We start from the raw sequence: 16,688 nt of genomic DNA on the forward strand, positions 1-16,688 counted from the left end.
ACTTTGGAAGCAAGGCTATTTTATATACATGAATGCGCCATTCGCTATTGGAGTAAATACACTTTAAGGGATTACTTAAAAGCAGACCTATACAGCCATCGGGGAACTTTGCCTAACAATTTCGCACAAACCTTACCTGATACTAAGCAAGTTCTAAAAGCTGTTTGTTCATTCAAAGATGAATACTTGCTTGATTTCATCAATGTGGAGGAACTGAATGAGCAGGAGGAGGATTTAGACGAAAAGATAGTAGAAAAGGCGATTGTTGCCAATGTGAAGAAGTTTATCATGACCTTTGGGCAAGATTTCAGTTTTATAGGCAATCAATATCGCATGGAGGTTGCAGGAGAAGAAATGTTCATTGATTTGCTCTTTTTCAATCGGGAGCTTAATTCCTTAGTCGCAGTCGAGCTGAAATCCGGGAAATTCCGTACATCTTATTTGGGGCAGTTGAATACTTATCTATCCGCTTTAGATACATATATCAGAAAGCCGCACGAGAATCCCTCTATCGGCATAATCCTTTGCCGGGAAATGAATCAAACCTTTGTAGAGTTTGCTGTTCGTGATTATAACAAACCGATGGGAGTTGCTACATACCGTGCTTCTAAAGATATGCCGGAACGACTTCGTAACGCTCTGCCGGACATTGAGGATTTGAAAAAACTATTGTAAGGCAAAAGCCTTGTTTCTTTTTGGGGGCAGAATATTATCAATTCGTGGCAGTTGTGGAAAAAGAGGAAAAATGAATTGAAAAATCAAGCCAAAGAATCGTAATGGATATAAATCAGAATTTAATTCAATACTAACCGAGTGGAAAGCATGAAAGATATAATAGAGTTATTACAAAACGAAAGAACAAAAACAGTTGACGCTTTAAAACAAGGCGAGCAGGATAAGTTATCTCATCTTCAACAGTTAGACAAGGCTTTAGGCTGGCTGAAAGTCGTTGAAGATAATGAGTTGGCAACTGTAGGGAGCTATAAGATTCATAGATTGCCTGATCCACGCTCTGGCTTCTCTTATTATCATTTAATGGTAGACAACGAAAGTGGCGATCCGAAAGATTGGACCGAGTACAAACCCGATAATCAGTCATTGGAACTCTGCTTTGATGATATTATAATAACACGAAAGTAATCTTTTACGTCAGTTATATTTTAGAACTGGTTCTGTTTTGTTATCTTTGCGTCGAAACATTGTAACACACAAAGAAAACATGAAAAATAAAGCCGTTGTAGTCGTTGTTATTTTAGGAAGTTTGATTATATCGATATTTGCAGGTTGCCGACAATCTCCTTTGAAATACATTCCCCCGACAATAGATTCTGTCAATAATGACAAAAGCAGGATGGGGTTGAACGGAAAAGTCAAAACGTTGGATATCTATTATTATCGTCCGGAAAATACATCGTCTTTCTTTTCGACGAAATTCAAAAAAGGCGAGAAATGGGAAGAGGACGGAATACATCACTACCATTTTCATTTCAATATCGACGGCAATCTTGCTCAATGCAACGAGTACGATAAACAAGAAAATATTATCCAAAAGACCGATTATACCTATGAGACTTGGGGATATACATCTACACTTAGCTTTCCGAAAACTAACAGTACGATTGTCAGTAAGTATAATACTGACGGGAAACTACTGGAAATTGTGTATAGTGATTCCCATGGGGAGATAAATACTTATGACGACAGGGGAAATCTTATCCGAACCAAACAGATTGACGGCACGATTGACAAACCGGCTATGACCGAATATGATTATAACGAACATGATTTGTTGGTAGAGAAGAGGGAATATTATAATATAGGGGAATTATCGGGAAAAACAGTCTATGAGTATGATACAAATGGCTTGTTGGCGCAGACCCAAGTGTATGATTTGTTGAGTCGTGATAGGCCGGAAACGCATTTCATCTATGAATACAGTGACAGTAACCGCGTTGTGAAAAAATATAGGATTGACGATGAAGGTAATAAAGAGTTAGAGTCCTGGTGTAAACGTGAATATTATCCGAACGGTAAACTGAAAACCGTTGTTCGTAATAGTATCGTGCAAGAGAAATACGATGAACAAGGACGGCCGATTGACGAGCGGCCAGGATTTGAAATACTCTACAAAGACTTCCAAGACTACGGCTGTGATGCGAATGGCAACTGGATTGAAACAAAGAATTTCAAAGATTATGTTGATTTTGGCACGGGGCTCGGTCGTATATTAAAACCTTATGTCGAGCGTATTTTTACTTATTACGAAGAATAAAAACTTAAAATTGAACAATATGCACACAAACACACCCACATAGCAAGCGGTAAGATTCCAGAAATCATAGTAACATTGTTAGTGCATACTAAAAAAAAGAAAACGATGGGAAAAGTAATGAAAGTATTCAAGACACTGATAAACGAGTTGTTTGGAACTAAGAGAGAGTATAAAGTGGAAGGTTTGGGCATCTTTACCTGTAAGGTTTGTGATTGGTGGCGAGATAAATGTTACCTTTGGAGTGGTGCAGTGCAATTGCCTTTTTACTCGGTAGAAACTCTTGTTTTGATAGAAGGGGATGCTTCTGCTCCGTTCTCCAGGCAATTATTGGAATTACAGGTGCTATTGCAGAACTGGGGACCTATGGCAGAACAACTAGATAGCATGCTGTCCAGCAAAAGCCAGCAGAAACATAAAGAAAAAATATACGGATCCTGGCAGGATGATTTTTATCCCTATACGATCGTGCCGGCTGTACTATATAGTGACAGTTGGGAGATTGTGTTTTACAGGAATAGTGGTGTAAATTATAATTTCACTGTTTTTTGGAAAGACAACAGAGTACAGGATTTACGTTTGGGAGGTTCTTGAATCCTTCCTTTATTTATAGCATTTCCCGTTCTTTCTTTGTCAAACTTTTGACTACGATATCGTAGGAGTTGCTTACAAGCTCTTTAATTTTCTCATCAGGTACATCTTGGTTGAAATAGACACTGATCCAATATTTCTTGTTCATGTGCCATCCTGGTCTTATGCCGGTATATTCAGTTTGCAGTTCTCCGGATTCGTCAGGGTTGCATTTGATACAACAAAAATCGAAAATCTCAATGTTAACGAAACAGAACCATTTGTCCGCTACATAAAAGCATAGAACGTCACGGCTATATTTGTCGGGCACATTGGGAAACGGCATCTTCTCATGGACTCCCTCAAAAGACAGGCAATATTCTCTAAATTCTTCGATATTCATTTCACTTTTTTATGTTCGGTTATCTATGCAAAAATAGTTAGAATAAAGGAGTGGATAACCATCTTTCTATGAAAATATTCAGGTGAGATGTGTTTCCACGTCTTTGTTTGGTTAGTCGACTTCTTCAAATGAATAGCCGATCTTAAAAACTACTTGACGCTCCACCGCCACCGCTACGTCCACCACCAAAACTGCCGCTACTGCTACTGCTGCCGCTACTACTGCTGCTACTACTACTATTACTAGGACTGTCACTATTTGGGGGTGTCTTGCGGGGAATCTTCTGTGTTGTCTGCTTTTTATCTCCGCACATTAAGCAAAGATAGTCGGCAACCTCCAATCCGGCATCGGAATATGTGGCTTCTTTAACTGTTTTCCACGGACTGATACGCTTGGAAGCAATGGTATGGCATTGATTACACATCTTATATTCGCTTCCGACGACAGATTTATACCGCAATATCCAGCCGCAGGAAGTACATTGATAAATACGGTGGATGGCAGAACCTAGTTTGTGTTCCATTTGCTCGGAAGCAGATAATAAAGGGGTTGCAAGCTCATTGGATAAAAGTTGTAAAGCCACAGCTTTGCAAGAGTCGCAGGTCTTACTCTGCAAAATAACACGTTGTTTTTGGTAGAACTTATACCATAAGGATGCCGCAATAAGTGCAGGCCAGACCGGAAAAAACAACACAAGACATCCAAGTGGGCTGTAAAGTGTCAGGACTTTGATTGCTGCTAATGCTGAACCGTCTTTGGGGCGAGCTTTATTTACCTTCATGCGATAAGTGAGAACATTTACCAGTATCAAGAATATCCAAAGCATAGGCGACTGATTTGCCAGAAAATTCCACAACGTATTGCCGGCGCTTTTCCAGTAATTATCAGAAGTGCCTTGAGAAACTGGTTCATAGTCGCTTCCATAGAGCACTAATGTTACAGCCCGGACTCCCTCTGTCATTCCTCTGTCAAAGTCGTTTTTTCTAAACCACGGAACCATTTCATTCTGTTGAATGCGAAAGCATAAAGCGTCGGGAAGTACTCCTTCTAAACCGTATCCGGTTGCGAAAGTGACTTTACGTTGATCGAGTACTAAAAGAATCAGTAATCCGTTGTCGTCCGCTTTCTTTCCGATGCCCCAGTGCTCAAAAAGCTTGTGGGCAAACTCTGCCGGAATATCTTCTCCGATAGAAGAGAGCGCAACAACCGCCACTTCAATACTCAATGAATCTTCTAACTGTGACAACATATTATTTATCTCCCACACATAACTTTCATCCAATATCTGATTCGGATTGCTAACCCAATTGGAAGAGCTTTCATTACGCGGATTGGGGACATCTGTTACTTTATAAATTTCTACTGTTTGTTCGTGCTCTAAAGCCAATGCAAAAGCATGACTACCAAAGGCATAACAGAAAACAAGAAGTAATGTCCGGGCTATTTCCCTGAAGCTTTTTTGTGTTTTATCTTTCATTGTTTTGTTATTAACTGATTGTTCTTAGAGTAGAAAATAACTATCATAACTCTCATTCTTTTTGCTAATATAGTTATAATCTGATGAATAAGAATGATAGATGTCTCTGAAATTTTGTATCCATCATACTTTCTTCATGAAATATGGGTATCTATCATTCTTATTCCACTGTTTTTACTGTTTAATCTTTCATGGTATTAACCCGCACATAAATTTTATGACTGCCGCTTCCAATGGTGTCAAGTACTCCTTCTTTTACCCAACCGTTCAATTCATTCAGCGCTTTGTTCTTTAGTAGTCCCGTCAGTTGCGTATACTCTTTGCGTCGTATCATCGGTCGTTCATCCAGAAACCTCTCCAACCTGCGCCGACGCTCTTCCACCGGAACTTCGGCGGAATGTGCAAATCCCGACTTCGCTTTTTCTACAAATCCGCGAACCTTCTTTCGGAAAGAAGATGATGGACGAAAATTTACATTATCGAAATAAATGGACTGCGCATGTATTTCTTTGGCATCCATCACCGGACGTGCTTTCAGCTTGGCTGAAAAATATCCAAGGTTCCCCAACTGGACGTGATGTCCGCTGACTAAATATTCGGATATTTTATTTTCAATAGCCAGCTGAACTCCTTCAATATCTGCCGGCGTAAAGCTGGAAGCTTGAGCGATCTCTTTTACAATTTGTTGAAAGTCGATGGTTCCGTTCGATACGATGCGGGGATACAACGGCTGTTCGTCTTCGTCTTCTTTCGAAGACGGTTTTTTGCGAAAATCATACTTTGCGTACATGTCTTTTCTATTATGGGTTAATGTGGCTAAAACGCCTTTTGAAAGGCATTTTAATGATTGTTTTGCAGCAAGATAACCTACAATTGAAGCCTGGATAATCAACTGGAATCAGTGGCTTTTCTTGGGCACACATTTGTGGGCTCTACAGCCCACGAATGTAAACTATACAGCCCGCATAGGTGGGCTGTACGGCACACTTATGCGGGCTGAAGTCTAACTGCCTGCAAAGATACATCATCCTGCCTTTATTCGCAAATTTAGTAAGCATTATTTCTATAAAATAAAGTCGTGTGGCGTGGCAAATAAAAGCAGTGAAATTTGTTTGGACGAAGAGCATGTTGTATCTTTGTATGGCTGTAGTGCAGCTTTCCTTTTACTGGAAATAATAATAAAAAAAGATGAAAATAACATTAGTCAGAGACGATGGCAAGGTAAAAACCTTACGGACGTTGAAAATGGAGCTCCTTTTGGAGCAGATGAAAACGGAAGTCAAGGCGCAGCCCGTCTCAAAGATGAGGGAAGTCTTGCGGTATACTCTTCCGGGAAATTCGATTGAAGAGGTGCGTAAAGTTCCCAAAGTGATGCCTGCCGCAGCTTTTGTCCGTAAAGAAGGGGTAATGACCTTGAATGAATATAACGGCATAGTGATGATGGAAGTCAACAATCTTTCAGGGAGGGCGGAAGCCGACGAAATAAAGGAACTGGTCAAAGAGCTTCCGCAAACATACCTTGCTTTTACCGGCTCTTCCGGCAAATCAGTAAAGATATGGGTACGGTTCACCTATTCGGACGACCGCTTGCCGACTTTACGCGAGCAAGCGGAACTTTTTCACGCACATGCTTATCAGACGGCTGTGAAATATTATCAGCCACAACTGCCTTTTGATATCGAACTGAAAGAACCGTCACTTGAACAATATTGCCGGCTGACGTATGATCCCGAACTTTATTTCAATCCGAAAGCAATGCCTATTTATATGAAGCAGCCCGTCGGTCTTCCGTCCGAAACGACTTTTATCAAACGAACGCGGGAAACTGATTCTCCTTTGCAGCGAATGGCGCCCGGATATGAAAATTATGAAGCATTGTCGGTGCTTTTCTCCGCTGCATTCAACAGGGCGCTTGAAGAACTGGACGGATATCGGGAGGGAGACGATCTGCAACCGCTACTAGTGTGTTTGGCGGAGCATTGTTTTCGGGCAGGTATCCCCGAAGAAGATACTGTGCGGTGGACAAAGGCGCACTACCGGCTCCCCTCGGACGAGTTACTGATTCGCGAAACTGTGAAAAGTGTCTACCGTTCCGCCAAGGGATTCGGCAAGAAGAGCAGTCTGACGGCCGAACAGCTTTTCGCCATGCAGATGGACGAATTAATGAAGCGCCGTTATGAATTTCGATACAATACGCTGACCACGGAAGTGGAATATCGCGAACGGAATAGTTTTAATTTCTATTTTCGTCCGGTAGACAAGCGGGTGCTGGCGAGTATCACAATGAATGCCATGTATGAAGGGGTGAAAATGTGGGATAGGGACGTAATCCGCTATTTGGATTCCGACCATGTGCCTGTCTATCAGCCTGTGGAGGATTTTTTGTATCATCTGCCTCACTGGGATGGTAAAGACCGGATTTTGGAACTGGCCAACCGTGTTCCCTGTGATAATCCGCATTGGGCGCCGTTGTTCCGTCGGTGGTTTTTGAATATGGTTGCCCATTGGAGGGGAATGGATAAGAAACACGCCAACAGTACGTCACCTTTGCTGATTGGCCCGCAGGCATATCGGAAATCGACTTTTTGCAGAATGCTTCTTCCTCCTGCTTTACAGGCGTACTATACGGATAGCATTGATTTCAGTCGGAAACGGGACGCGGAGTTGTATCTGAATCGCTTTCTGCTTATCAATATGGATGAATTCGACCAGATTAGTCCTACCCAGCAGGCTTTTCTGAAACATATTCTGCAAAAGCCGGTGGTGAACACACGTCGTCCGAATGCTTCGGCAGTGGAAGAGCTTCGTCGGTATGCATCGTTCATTGCCACGAGCAATCATCGGGATTTGTTGACGGATACTTCCGGTAGTCGTCGTTTCATCGGTATTTACATGACGGGAGCTATAGATGTGTCGCGTCCTATTGATTATGAACAGCTTTATGCACAGGCGTTGGAGTTGCTTTATCACAACGAACGTTATTGGTTTGACTCCGAAGAAGAAGCTATCATGACGGAAAACAACCGTGAGTTTGAACAATCACCTGCCATCGAACAGTTATTTATGGTTTATTATCGTAGGGCGGAAGAAGAGGAAGAAGGAGAATGGCTACTGGCTATTGATATTCTGCGGCGGATTCAGAAAGCAAGTAAAATGACGTTTTCCGCCAGGCAGGCGTCTTATTTCGGACGTATCTTGCAGCGGCTCGGAGTGAAATCTAAACGGAAAACGTATGGTACGTATTATCATGTTGTACCTTTGGAGGTAGAATAGAATTTGTTATTTATTAATTATTTACATCAGATATATAATGCTATGACTAAAAAAGATGCTATAAAAGTATTTGAAGATAAAAAGATCCGTGCTGTTTGGGATGACCAAAAGGAGGAATGGTATTTTTCCATTGTGGATGTGGTAAGCGTGCTAACAGAAAGTGTTGATGGGCGCAAGTATTGGAATAAGTTGAAACAGCGTCTCAAAGCAGAAGGCAGTGAGTTGGTGACAAATTGTCACCAACTGAAATTACCTTCTTCTGATGGCAAACTGTATAAGACAGATGTAGCTACAACCCAACAGCTTTTCCGTCTAATTCAGTCTATTCCCTCGCCCAAAGCGGAACCCTTTAAAATGTGGATGGCTCAAGTCGCCAAAGAGCGTCTGGATGAAATGCAGGACCCCGAACTGACTATAAATCGGGCGATGATGGAATATAAATCTTTAGGTTACTCGGACAATTGGATTAATCAACGATTGAAATCAATTGAAGTACGGAAGGAACTTACTGACGAATGGAAAAGAAATGGGATGCAAGAGGGCGTTCAGTTTGCTGCATTAACGGATATAATTTATCAGACATGGGCTGAAAAGTCGGCAAAAGAATATAAGCAGTTTAAAGGATTGAAGAAAGAAAATCTCCGTGACAATATGACGAACACTGAACTGATCCTTAATATGCTTGCTGAAACGGCTACTACGGATTTGTCCAAAGAGAGAAACCCATCCGGTTTTGCTGAAAATGCCGAAGTGGCAAAAGATGGGGGAAATGTGGCAAGAGTTGCTCGCAAGCAATTGGAAAGTCAGCTAAAACGCCCTGTTATATCTCCACTTAATGCAAAAAGTGCATTGCAAGTTGGTGATGAACGGGAAAAAAATGAAACTTCAGGAGAGAGCGTGGATTAATCAAGTATGATAGATACCTCGTTTTTGATGGTCTAAGTATGATAGATACCGGAAATAATAGTTATCTATCATACTTATTCTTTTAATTATAAGTGGTTTATGAAAATGAATGAGAGTATGATACTAGTTTTTTTACTCATAGAGAAGATATTTTTTTCTGATCTTCTTGTAATCCTGTAATTCCTTTTGCCAACTATTCCGGATAGCCTCTTCCGATTCTCCTTTGAGGATAGCTTTGCGTACGCTGTCAGTTCCCATCAGCAAATCAAACCATCGGGCACGGGAGAAGAAAGCTGCTTTTTCGCCGGATAAGCGATAAAAGTCCAAGAAGTAGCGGAGTGTAAATCCGTTCACATTGGTTACATTCCGGAGGTCTTCCCCATAACAGGTGATACCTTTATGCATCGGATTTTTGTCAAAACCGGGTAAGGAGCGGGGAGTAAAAGTGAAACTTCCGTATTTCTTATTAGGTGCGCCTAATACCTGGAAAGGAAAAGTTGTCCCCCGTCCCACGCTGACGCGGGTGGCTTCAAAAGGACAAAGTGAGGCATACAATCGGATAGACTGGTCGTTCGGGAGGTTGGGCGACGGTTTGATGGGAAGTGAATAAGGCTCTCCATGTTTCCACCCGGTCATTGGAATTACCTTTAATGAACAAGGATTTTTCTTGTTGGCAATCCATCCTTCCCCGTTTATCATCTGTGCCAGTTCGCCGATAGTACATCCGTGAAGTACAGGAATGGGAAGCATGCCGACAAAGCTCCGGTAAGCAGGTTTGAGTATCGGACCATCCACATAGTCGCACGGATTGGGGCGATCCAGTACAATCATTTCTTTCTTGTTCTCTGCACAAGCATCCATCACATAATACATCGTGCTTATATAGGTATAAAAGCGTGCCCCTACATCCTGAATGTCGAATATAATCACATCGACATCTTTTAGTTGGGCGGCAGACGGCTTTTTGTTGTCACCATAAAGCGATACGATAGGAATGCCGGTGCGGGAATCTTTTCCGTCTTTCACCGTTTCACCCGCATCTGCGTTACCACGGAAACCATGTTCGGGAGCAAATACCTTGACCACTCGGACGTCTCTCCTTAATAAGGTATCGAGAAGATGAACCCGCTTTGCTCCCACGACAGAAGTGTGATTGACCACTATTCCGATGCGTTTTCCTTTCAGCAACGGCAGATATTGATCCATCTGTTCTGCTCCCGTGACAATTTGACTGTTTACACGCATTGGCAACAACATAATGAACAAAAATATAAGAATGAAGGAAACTCTAGTTTGCATATCGGTAATTTTTTTGTAATATTGCACAAAAATATTAATTTCTCATCAAGAGAGCAAAAAATAAAGCACATGAATCCATACGAAATCATTGATAAGTATTATCCGGAAAATACGCAGCAGAGACAAATCTTAGTAATACATAGTCTGGCAGTGTCCGGAAAAGCAATGAAAATGCTGGATGCTCATCCCGAATTGCGTTTAAACCGGAGCTTTGTGAAAGAAGCCGCTCTGTTGCATGATATTGGTATTTTTCAGACGGACGCTCCAACCATTCAGTGCTTTGGCACTTATCCTTATATCGCACACGGATATTTGGGAGCCGAAATCTTGCGGGCGGAAGGTTTTCCCCAACACGCATTGGTGTGCGAACGCCATACGGGGGCAGGGCTTTCGTTGGAAGATATCATTGCCCAGCAACTTCCCGTTCCTCATCGCGAGATGCTGCCCATCACCCTGGAAGAACAATTGATTTGCTTTGCGGATAAATTCTTTTCTAAAACCCATCTGGATGAAGAGAAAACAGTGGAGAAAGCACGGCAAAGTATTGCAAAATATGGTGAAGAAGGTCTAAGCCGCTTTGATAGATGGTGTTCTCTCTTTTTATAGCACTAAAAAATAATTAAATAACGAAGATTCTAACTCATATTTGGTGAAGATTGTGTACTTTTGCCACTTCAAGCGTAAACTATTAGTTAATGGCGCCATTGAAAGCAAAAATACTTATATCATTCATACTGCTGATTGTCTTACTGATGCTTCCCGATGAGGCTACGTCTCAACGTCGAAGAAGAGGAATGATTGCCTCCAATACCGCACAAACGGATTCCCTTCAGGGAAATGATTCGTTGAAAGCAGATACGGTAACGGTACGCATTGATTCTATCGCACCGGTAAAGAAGAAACAACCACTCGATGCACCGGTTGTTTATGAATCCAACGACTCCACTGTCTTTACTTTGGGAGGAGCCGCTACACTTTATGGTAGTGGAAAAGTGAATTATCAGAACATCGAACTGGCTGCGGAAGTTATTTCGATGAATCTGGATAGTAGTACTGTGCATGCTTATGGTATCAAGGATACTACCGGAGTGGAAAAAGGTAAACCGGTATTTAAAGAAGGTGATACCTCGTATGATACGGAAACAATCCGATACAACTTCAAAACCAAGAAAGCGGGAATTACCGATATCGTCACCCAGCAGGGAGAAGGATATGTGACCGGAAGCAAGGCGAAGAAAGGGGCCAATGATGAAATTTTCATGGAGCATGGGCGTTATACAACCTGCGATCATCATGACCATCCTCACTTCTATATGCAGCTGACGAGAGCTAAAGTGCGTCCTAAAAAGAATGTGGTGACAGGACCTGCCTATCTGGTGGTGGAAGATGTGCCTTTGCCGTTGGCCGTACCGTTCTTTTTCTTCCCATTCTCCAGCAGTTATTCTTCCGGTTTCATTATGCCGACTTATATGGACGACTCCAGTCGTGGTTTCGGTCTGGCAGAAGGAGGATATTATTTTGCCATCAGTGATATTATGGATTTGAAAATGACGGGTGATATCTTCACGAAAGGGTCATGGAGATTATCCGGATTGACAAACTATAATAAACGCTATAAATATTCCGGTACGCTGCAAGCGGACTATCAGGTCACCAAGACAGGAGATAAAGGTATGCCGGACTATACAGTTGCTAAGGACTTTAAGGTAGTATGGAACCATCGCCAGGATGCTAAAGCCAGTCCGAACAGCACATTCTCCGCTAGTGTAAACTTCTCAACCAGTAGTTACGAACGTTCCAATATCAACAACCTTTATAATTCGCAGTTGTTGACTCAAAATACCAAAACATCAAGTATCAGTTATTCTCGTAGTTTTCCCGATATCGGTCTGACCTTATCCGGAACTACCAATATCGCACAGACAATGCGTGACTCTTCTATTGCGGTCACTTTGCCTGACTTGAATATCACATTAAGCCGTCTGTTCCCGTTCAAACGCAAGAAAGCGGCAGGAGCTGAACGCTGGTATGAAAAGATTTCCATTAGCTATACGGGACGTTTGACAAACAGTATCCGTACCAAAGACGACCGTCTGTTTAAAGCCGGACTAAGCGAATGGGAAAATGCGATGAATCATAACATTCCCATCAGTGCTACTTTTACGTTATTCAAATATTTGCAGGTTTCTCCTTCGGTCAATTATACGGAACGTTGGTATACTCGTAAGATCAATCAGCAATATAATGAGGTCGATCATAAGTTGGAGGCATTGCCGGGTGATACGTTAAACGGTTTTTACCGGGTATCCAATTATTCGGCAAGTTTGAGCTTGAGTACGAAATTGTATGGTATGTACAAACCTCTTTTTGCTAAAAAGAAAGAGATACAGATTCGTCACGTATTCACACCGCAGGTAAGTCTTAGCGGTGCTCCGGGATTCAGCAAGTATTGGGAAGAATATACCGATTATAATGGCAATACGCAATATTATTCTCCTTTCACCGGTCAACCTTATGGCGTACCTTCGCGGGAAGGATCGGGAACGGTCAGCTTCTCTATTTCTAATAACTTAGAGATGAAATATTACGATGCAAAGAAAGATACGCTTAAAAAGGTTAGTCTGATTGATGAATTGGGAGCAAGTATGTCTTATAATATGGCTGCCAAAGAGAGGCCTTGGAGTGATTTAAGCATGAACCTACGTTTGAAACTGACTAAGAATTATACGTTCAATATGAATGCATCGTTTGCTACGTATGCCTATACATTCGATAAAAGCGGTAATGTAGTGACTAGTAATCGTACAGAATGGTCGTATGGTCGTTTCGGACGTTTCCAGGGATATGGTTCTTCTTTCAACTATACCTTTAATAATGACACATGGAAGAAATGGTTCGGTCCGAAAGAAGAGGATGAAAAAGGGAAAGATAAGAATAAGTCGGAGGATAGCGATGATGAGGAATCCGATGGAACGGAAGGAGACGGTACTACGCCTAAGAAAGTAGAGAAAGCACAGGCTGACCCGGATGGTTATCAGGTATTTAAGATGCCTTGGTCATTGAGTCTTAGCTATTCGTTTAATATCCGTGAAGATAGAACGAAGCCTATCAACCGTTATTCCATGCGATATCCTTATACTTATACGCATAATATCAATGCAAACGGAAATATAAAGATTTCTAATAACTGGTCGCTCTCATTCAACTCGGGTTATGATTTTCAAGCAAAAGAGATTACCCAGACTTCTTGTACAATATCCCGTGACTTGCACTGTTTCAACTTGTCCGCCAGTCTTTCTCCTTTCGGACGTTGGAAGTATTACAATGTTACAATCCGTGCGAATGCAAGTATTCTGCAAGACTTGAAGTATGAGCAGAGAAGTCAGACGCAAAGTAACATTCAGTGGTATTAAAGGGGAAACGATAATGAATGTTTAGCGATAACGTAAAGAGTAAGCGATAGAGCATAAAATAAAAACAATGAGCGGTGAACAAGATATGCATTTATATTGCATTAGTTGTTCACCGCTCATTGTTTTTATTTCACTGTTATCTATCTACCATGCGATTTCTGTTTCTCCATGTGCTTTTAGATAATCGTTTGTACGGCTGAAATGTTTGTTTCCGAAGAAGCCGTTGTAAGCAGAAAGAGGAGAGGGATGGGCGGAAGTGAGTACCAAGTGTTTGTTGCGGTCGATAAACGCTCCTTTCTTTTGAGCGTATGATCCCCACAGGATAAATACCAGGTTTTCTTTTTCTTCTGCCAGGGCACGGATTGCAGCATCAGTAAATGTTTCCCAGCCACGGTTCTGGTGTGAACCAGCTTGGTGAGCACGTACGGTCAGCGTAGCGTTGAGCAACAATACTCCCTGTTCTGCCCAGCGAGTCAGATTTCCCGTAGCAGGGGCATCTGTGCCGATGTCGGCTTTGATTTCTTTGAATATATTCACTAATGAAGGGGGAAAAGGCACTCCGTCGTTTACAGAGAAACAGAGACCATGCGCTTGTCCCGGTCCATGGTAAGGATCTTGTCCTATAATTACAACTTTCACTTTGTCGAAAGGACAAAGGTTGAAAGCATTGAAGATCAGTTTTCCCGGAGGGAAGATCTGATACTGGCTATATTCGCTTTTGACGAAATCGGTCAGTGTGCGAAAGTAGTCTTTTTCGAATTCGGGTTCTAAATGTGCTTTCCAGCTTTCTTCAATTTGTACATTCATAGTCTGTTATATAAGGTGTATTTCAAGTTCTTCACATTCCTTGCGCATATCTTCGGGCCAGATACTGGCTTGTATTTCTCCGATGTGAGCTTTGCGAAGGTAGAACATACACAAGCGGGATTGTCCGATACCTCCTCCGATAGACAGGGGAAGGGTGTCATTCATCAATCGCTTGTGGAAATAAAGTTCCAGTCTTTTTTCTTCTTTTTCTTCTTTTAACTGACGTTGCAAGGCTTCTTTGTCTACACGGATTCCCATCGATGATAATTCGATGGAGCGTTGCAGTACATTGTCCCACAATAGGAGGTCGCCGTTTAGTCCGGGCAGGTCGTTCAGTCCTTTGGTAGTGTAGTCGTCGTAGTCCGGTGCGCGTCCGTCGTGCTTCTTGCCATCACCAAGTTGACAGCCTATTCCTATGATAAACACAGCTCCATATTTCTGACAGATGGCATGTTCGCGACATTTAGGTTCCAGGTTCGGATAAAGCTGGCGCAATTCCTCTGAATGAATGAAATGTAGCTTTTGTGGCAGGCAAGGTTTGATTTGCGGATACATTTCATATACCATATATTCTGTACGGATCATAGCCGCATAAATACGGTTGACGATTTCCTTTAGGAAGTTCACAGTCCGGTCTTCATTGGTGATAACACGTTCCCAGTCCCACTGGTCTACGTAGAGAGAATGCAGGTTGCCCAGTTCTTCGTCTGACCGAATAGCATTCATATCCGTATAAATACCATATCCCGGTTCGATGTGATAGTCAGCTAAGGTCAACCTTTTCCATTTAGCCAATGAATGAACCACTTCGGCTTGCGCATCGCCCAGATCTTTGATTGGGAAAGAAACAGGTCGTTCTATTCCATTCAAATCATCATTGATACCCATTCCTTTCAATACGAAAAGAGGGGCAGTCACACGTCTAAGGCGTAGTTCGGATGACAAGTTTAATTGGAAGAACTCTTTTATTTGCTTGATTCCCAACTCGGTCTGTTTGAGGTCGAGTAGCGGCTTATAGTTCTTAGGTTTTATCAAGTAACTCATAGGTTTGTTAAATGTTAATTGTTGGCAAAGATAGGAATAAAATTGATATATGTAATGGATATTCTCTAAAAGATTGTCAATTTGATAAAGTAAATGCTCTAAAGCATTTCAAAATAACAGTCTTCTAATATAGGGAAGTACCTTAAGAACTATAAAAAAAGGAGAATCATTAGGAAGATGAGAAGATTTTTTATACTTTTGTCCTCGCATTTAGAAAGAATGGCCCCGTAGCTTAGTGAATAGAGCGTCAGATTCCGGTTCTGAAGGTCGTGCGTTTGAATCGCACCGGGGTCACAGAAAAAAACGCAATTACTTCATCTGTTAGTAATTGCGTTTTTTGTTTTCTATTTATTCTTCTTTCGGGCGGGAAGTGCAGACTAATTGTTTGTTGGTGTTAGCCGGATTATTTATATCATCATAGAATTCCCAGTCTCTTTCTAGCCTTTTAGCTACATCAATTCCTTCTGTATAATAGATATATTCTTTCTTTGCTACATCAAAAATGCCATAAGAAAGAATATCCTTCTCTTTTCCTTCCTTGTCTTTATAAGTGTTCTTGACCAATAATATTTTATATTTTCCGTCTTCCCGAACGCTGTATTCTTTATTGGCTTGAAGAGTGTATGTGCCGGAAACATCTGTCATATTGGAAGCGGTTGGCTCCATTTCTACAACAATGTTTGTAGGCTCTTTTGAGGCTGGAGTGTCTGTGGAGTCATCATTGCAGGCAAACAGCAAAACAACTAATAGTAAATTAAGCAATTTCATCTTTGTATTTTTATAGGTTCTTGATTTTTTCTTAATCTATAATGTGTTCAATCAAAATTATTTCTTGCACAAATGTACAACTTTTGCATGATATAAAGGTTGTAATAGATAGATAATTGTGTTCCCTGTTATTATTTACAGTTGCATAATTTAGTCTAAAGAGAATAAAAAGTTGTTTTAGCTGATTGATTTCCCATAGAAAATGCTAACTTTGTAACGATGAAGAAGTAAACAATAATATGTTGATATAGTATGTTCATAGCTTTCCAGATGTAGACATTTAACGATAAATTATATTAATCCCAATAAATATAAATAAGAATGGAAGAAGCTAGAAAAAAGAAATGGGGTAGTGTTGCGCTGATTATCGGAGCTATTGGTTTTATCATTATTATGATTTACTTTACAGTTATTTCAAGTCTCAACATGTAAAACAGATCATTATGGCATTGAAAAATT

15 protein-coding genes and 1 tRNA gene are annotated in these 16,688 nt (G+C 41.3%); 9 read left to right on the forward strand and 7 right to left on the reverse strand.

Features of this window, described 5'->3' with window-relative positions:
- From ACT8YW_RS17105 to ACT8YW_RS17120, 4 genes are all read left to right on the forward strand, one after another.
- A partial coding sequence (locus ACT8YW_RS17105; protein ID WP_444106359.1) for a PDDEXK nuclease domain-containing protein occupies positions 1-675 on the forward strand: 675 nt, incomplete at its 5' end.
- Positions 676-822: 147 nt separating this feature from the next.
- Positions 823-1,140: a hypothetical protein gene (locus tag ACT8YW_RS17110; protein WP_394901470.1), complete on the forward strand. Its 318-nt coding sequence runs from the start codon at positions 823-825 to the stop codon at positions 1,138-1,140.
- Positions 1,141-1,219: 79 nt separating this feature from the next.
- A complete protein-coding gene (locus tag ACT8YW_RS17115; protein ID WP_444106361.1) occupies positions 1,220-2,272 on the forward strand; it encodes a hypothetical protein in 1,053 nt (350 codons plus the stop codon).
- Positions 2,273-2,377: 105 nt separating this feature from the next.
- A complete protein-coding gene (locus ACT8YW_RS17120; RefSeq protein WP_134985689.1) occupies positions 2,378-2,863 on the forward strand; it encodes a hypothetical protein in 486 nt (161 codons plus the stop codon).
- A 13-nt stretch (positions 2,864-2,876) separates the two neighbouring features.
- Here the strand turns inward: ACT8YW_RS17120 and ACT8YW_RS17125 are convergent, their stop codons facing one another.
- The 3 genes from ACT8YW_RS17125 to ACT8YW_RS17135 form a co-directional block, all read right to left on the reverse strand.
- Positions 2,877-3,242: an MmcQ/YjbR family DNA-binding protein gene (locus ACT8YW_RS17125; RefSeq protein ID WP_004299358.1), complete on the reverse strand. Its 366-nt coding sequence runs from the start codon at positions 3,240-3,242 to the stop codon at positions 2,877-2,879.
- A gap of 142 nt (positions 3,243-3,384) precedes the next feature.
- A complete protein-coding gene (locus tag ACT8YW_RS17130; protein ID WP_444106363.1) occupies positions 3,385-4,719 on the reverse strand; it encodes a TPM domain-containing protein in 1,335 nt (444 codons plus the stop codon).
- Positions 4,720-4,900: 181 nt separating this feature from the next.
- The gene (locus ACT8YW_RS17135) at positions 4,901-5,509 is read right to left on the reverse strand and encodes an HU family DNA-binding protein (protein ID WP_015531390.1); all 609 of its coding nucleotides are present in this window, start codon (positions 5,507-5,509) and stop codon (positions 4,901-4,903) included.
- Between the two features lie 398 nt (positions 5,510-5,907).
- Here ACT8YW_RS17135 and ACT8YW_RS17140 point away from each other — a divergent pair, with 398 nt between their 5' ends.
- Complete coding sequence (locus ACT8YW_RS17140; protein ID WP_444106366.1) at positions 5,908-7,992, forward strand: BT4734/BF3469 family protein; 2,085 nt, start codon at positions 5,908-5,910, stop codon at positions 7,990-7,992.
- Positions 7,993-8,034: 42 nt separating this feature from the next.
- Entirely contained in the window at positions 8,035-8,898 is an 864-nt protein-coding gene (locus ACT8YW_RS17145; RefSeq protein WP_151921035.1) for a BRO-N domain-containing protein, read from the forward strand.
- 132 nt (positions 8,899-9,030) lie between these two features.
- On the opposite strand, the gene ACT8YW_RS17150 is transcribed toward ACT8YW_RS17145, so the two are convergent.
- Positions 9,031-10,197 carry an exo-beta-N-acetylmuramidase NamZ family protein gene (locus ACT8YW_RS17150; protein WP_444106368.1) on the reverse strand — a complete coding sequence of 389 codons (1,167 nt, stop codon included), beginning with the start codon at positions 10,195-10,197 and terminating at the stop codon, positions 9,031-9,033.
- A gap of 69 nt (positions 10,198-10,266) precedes the next feature.
- Here ACT8YW_RS17150 and ACT8YW_RS17155 point away from each other — a divergent pair, with 69 nt between their 5' ends.
- Positions 10,267-10,803, forward strand: a complete 537-nt coding sequence (locus ACT8YW_RS17155) for an HDIG domain-containing metalloprotein (RefSeq protein ID WP_444106370.1) — start codon at positions 10,267-10,269, stop codon at positions 10,801-10,803.
- Between the two features lie 89 nt (positions 10,804-10,892).
- Complete coding sequence (locus tag ACT8YW_RS17160) at positions 10,893-13,610, forward strand: putative LPS assembly protein LptD (RefSeq protein WP_004306645.1); 2,718 nt, start codon at positions 10,893-10,895, stop codon at positions 13,608-13,610.
- 144 nt (positions 13,611-13,754) lie between these two features.
- Here the strand turns inward: ACT8YW_RS17160 and ACT8YW_RS17165 are convergent, their stop codons facing one another.
- Both ACT8YW_RS17165 and asnA read right to left on the reverse strand, forming a co-directional pair.
- Entirely contained in the window at positions 13,755-14,417 is a 663-nt protein-coding gene (locus tag ACT8YW_RS17165; RefSeq protein WP_004306646.1) for a uracil-DNA glycosylase, read from the reverse strand.
- A gap of 6 nt (positions 14,418-14,423) precedes the next feature.
- The gene (gene asnA / locus ACT8YW_RS17170) at positions 14,424-15,461 is read right to left on the reverse strand and encodes an aspartate--ammonia ligase (protein ID WP_004306648.1); all 1,038 of its coding nucleotides are present in this window, start codon (positions 15,459-15,461) and stop codon (positions 14,424-14,426) included.
- Positions 15,462-15,682: 221 nt separating this feature from the next.
- Here asnA and ACT8YW_RS17175 point away from each other — a divergent pair.
- A tRNA-Arg gene (locus tag ACT8YW_RS17175) sits at positions 15,683-15,755 on the forward strand.
- A 54-nt stretch (positions 15,756-15,809) separates the two neighbouring features.
- On the opposite strand, the gene ACT8YW_RS17180 is transcribed toward ACT8YW_RS17175, so the two are convergent.
- Positions 15,810-16,229 carry a hypothetical protein gene (locus ACT8YW_RS17180; protein ID WP_004306649.1) on the reverse strand — a complete coding sequence of 140 codons (420 nt, stop codon included), beginning with the start codon at positions 16,227-16,229 and terminating at the stop codon, positions 15,810-15,812.
- Positions 16,230-16,688: the final 459 nt, after the last annotated feature.

Origin of the sequence: Bacteroides sp., from assembly GCF_052357945.1 — a bacterium.
Classification (GTDB): Bacteria; Bacteroidota; Bacteroidia; order Bacteroidales; family Bacteroidaceae; genus Bacteroides.

What these genes read in the sequence shown, in the direction of transcription:
- ACT8YW_RS17150 (WP_444106368.1), bottom strand. Translation starts at nt 10,197, where the DNA reads ATGCAAACTAGAGTTTCCTTCATTCTTATATTTTTGTTCATTATGTTG.
- ACT8YW_RS17145 (WP_151921035.1), top strand. Translation starts at nt 8,035, where the DNA reads ATGACTAAAAAAGATGCTATAAAAGTATTTGAAGATAAAAAGATCCGT.
- ACT8YW_RS17115 (WP_444106361.1), top strand. Translation starts at nt 1,220, where the DNA reads ATGAAAAATAAAGCCGTTGTAGTCGTTGTTATTTTAGGAAGTTTGATT.
- ACT8YW_RS17125 (WP_004299358.1), bottom strand. Translation starts at nt 3,242, where the DNA reads ATGAATATCGAAGAATTTAGAGAATATTGCCTGTCTTTTGAGGGAGTC.
- asnA (WP_004306648.1), bottom strand. Translation starts at nt 15,461, where the DNA reads ATGAGTTACTTGATAAAACCTAAGAACTATAAGCCGCTACTCGACCTC.
- ACT8YW_RS17165 (WP_004306646.1), bottom strand. Translation starts at nt 14,417, where the DNA reads ATGAATGTACAAATTGAAGAAAGCTGGAAAGCACATTTAGAACCCGAA.
- ACT8YW_RS17110 (WP_394901470.1), top strand. Translation starts at nt 823, where the DNA reads ATGAAAGATATAATAGAGTTATTACAAAACGAAAGAACAAAAACAGTT.
- ACT8YW_RS17130 (WP_444106363.1), bottom strand. Translation starts at nt 4,719, where the DNA reads ATGAAAGATAAAACACAAAAAAGCTTCAGGGAAATAGCCCGGACATTA.
- ACT8YW_RS17140 (WP_444106366.1), top strand. Translation starts at nt 5,908, where the DNA reads ATGAAAATAACATTAGTCAGAGACGATGGCAAGGTAAAAACCTTACGG.
- ACT8YW_RS17155 (WP_444106370.1), top strand. Translation starts at nt 10,267, where the DNA reads ATGAATCCATACGAAATCATTGATAAGTATTATCCGGAAAATACGCAG.
- ACT8YW_RS17135 (WP_015531390.1), bottom strand. Translation starts at nt 5,509, where the DNA reads ATGTACGCAAAGTATGATTTTCGCAAAAAACCGTCTTCGAAAGAAGAC.
- ACT8YW_RS17180 (WP_004306649.1), bottom strand. Translation starts at nt 16,229, where the DNA reads ATGAAATTGCTTAATTTACTATTAGTTGTTTTGCTGTTTGCCTGCAAT.
- ACT8YW_RS17120 (WP_134985689.1), top strand. Translation starts at nt 2,378, where the DNA reads ATGGGAAAAGTAATGAAAGTATTCAAGACACTGATAAACGAGTTGTTT.
- ACT8YW_RS17160 (WP_004306645.1), top strand. Translation starts at nt 10,893, where the DNA reads ATGGCGCCATTGAAAGCAAAAATACTTATATCATTCATACTGCTGATT.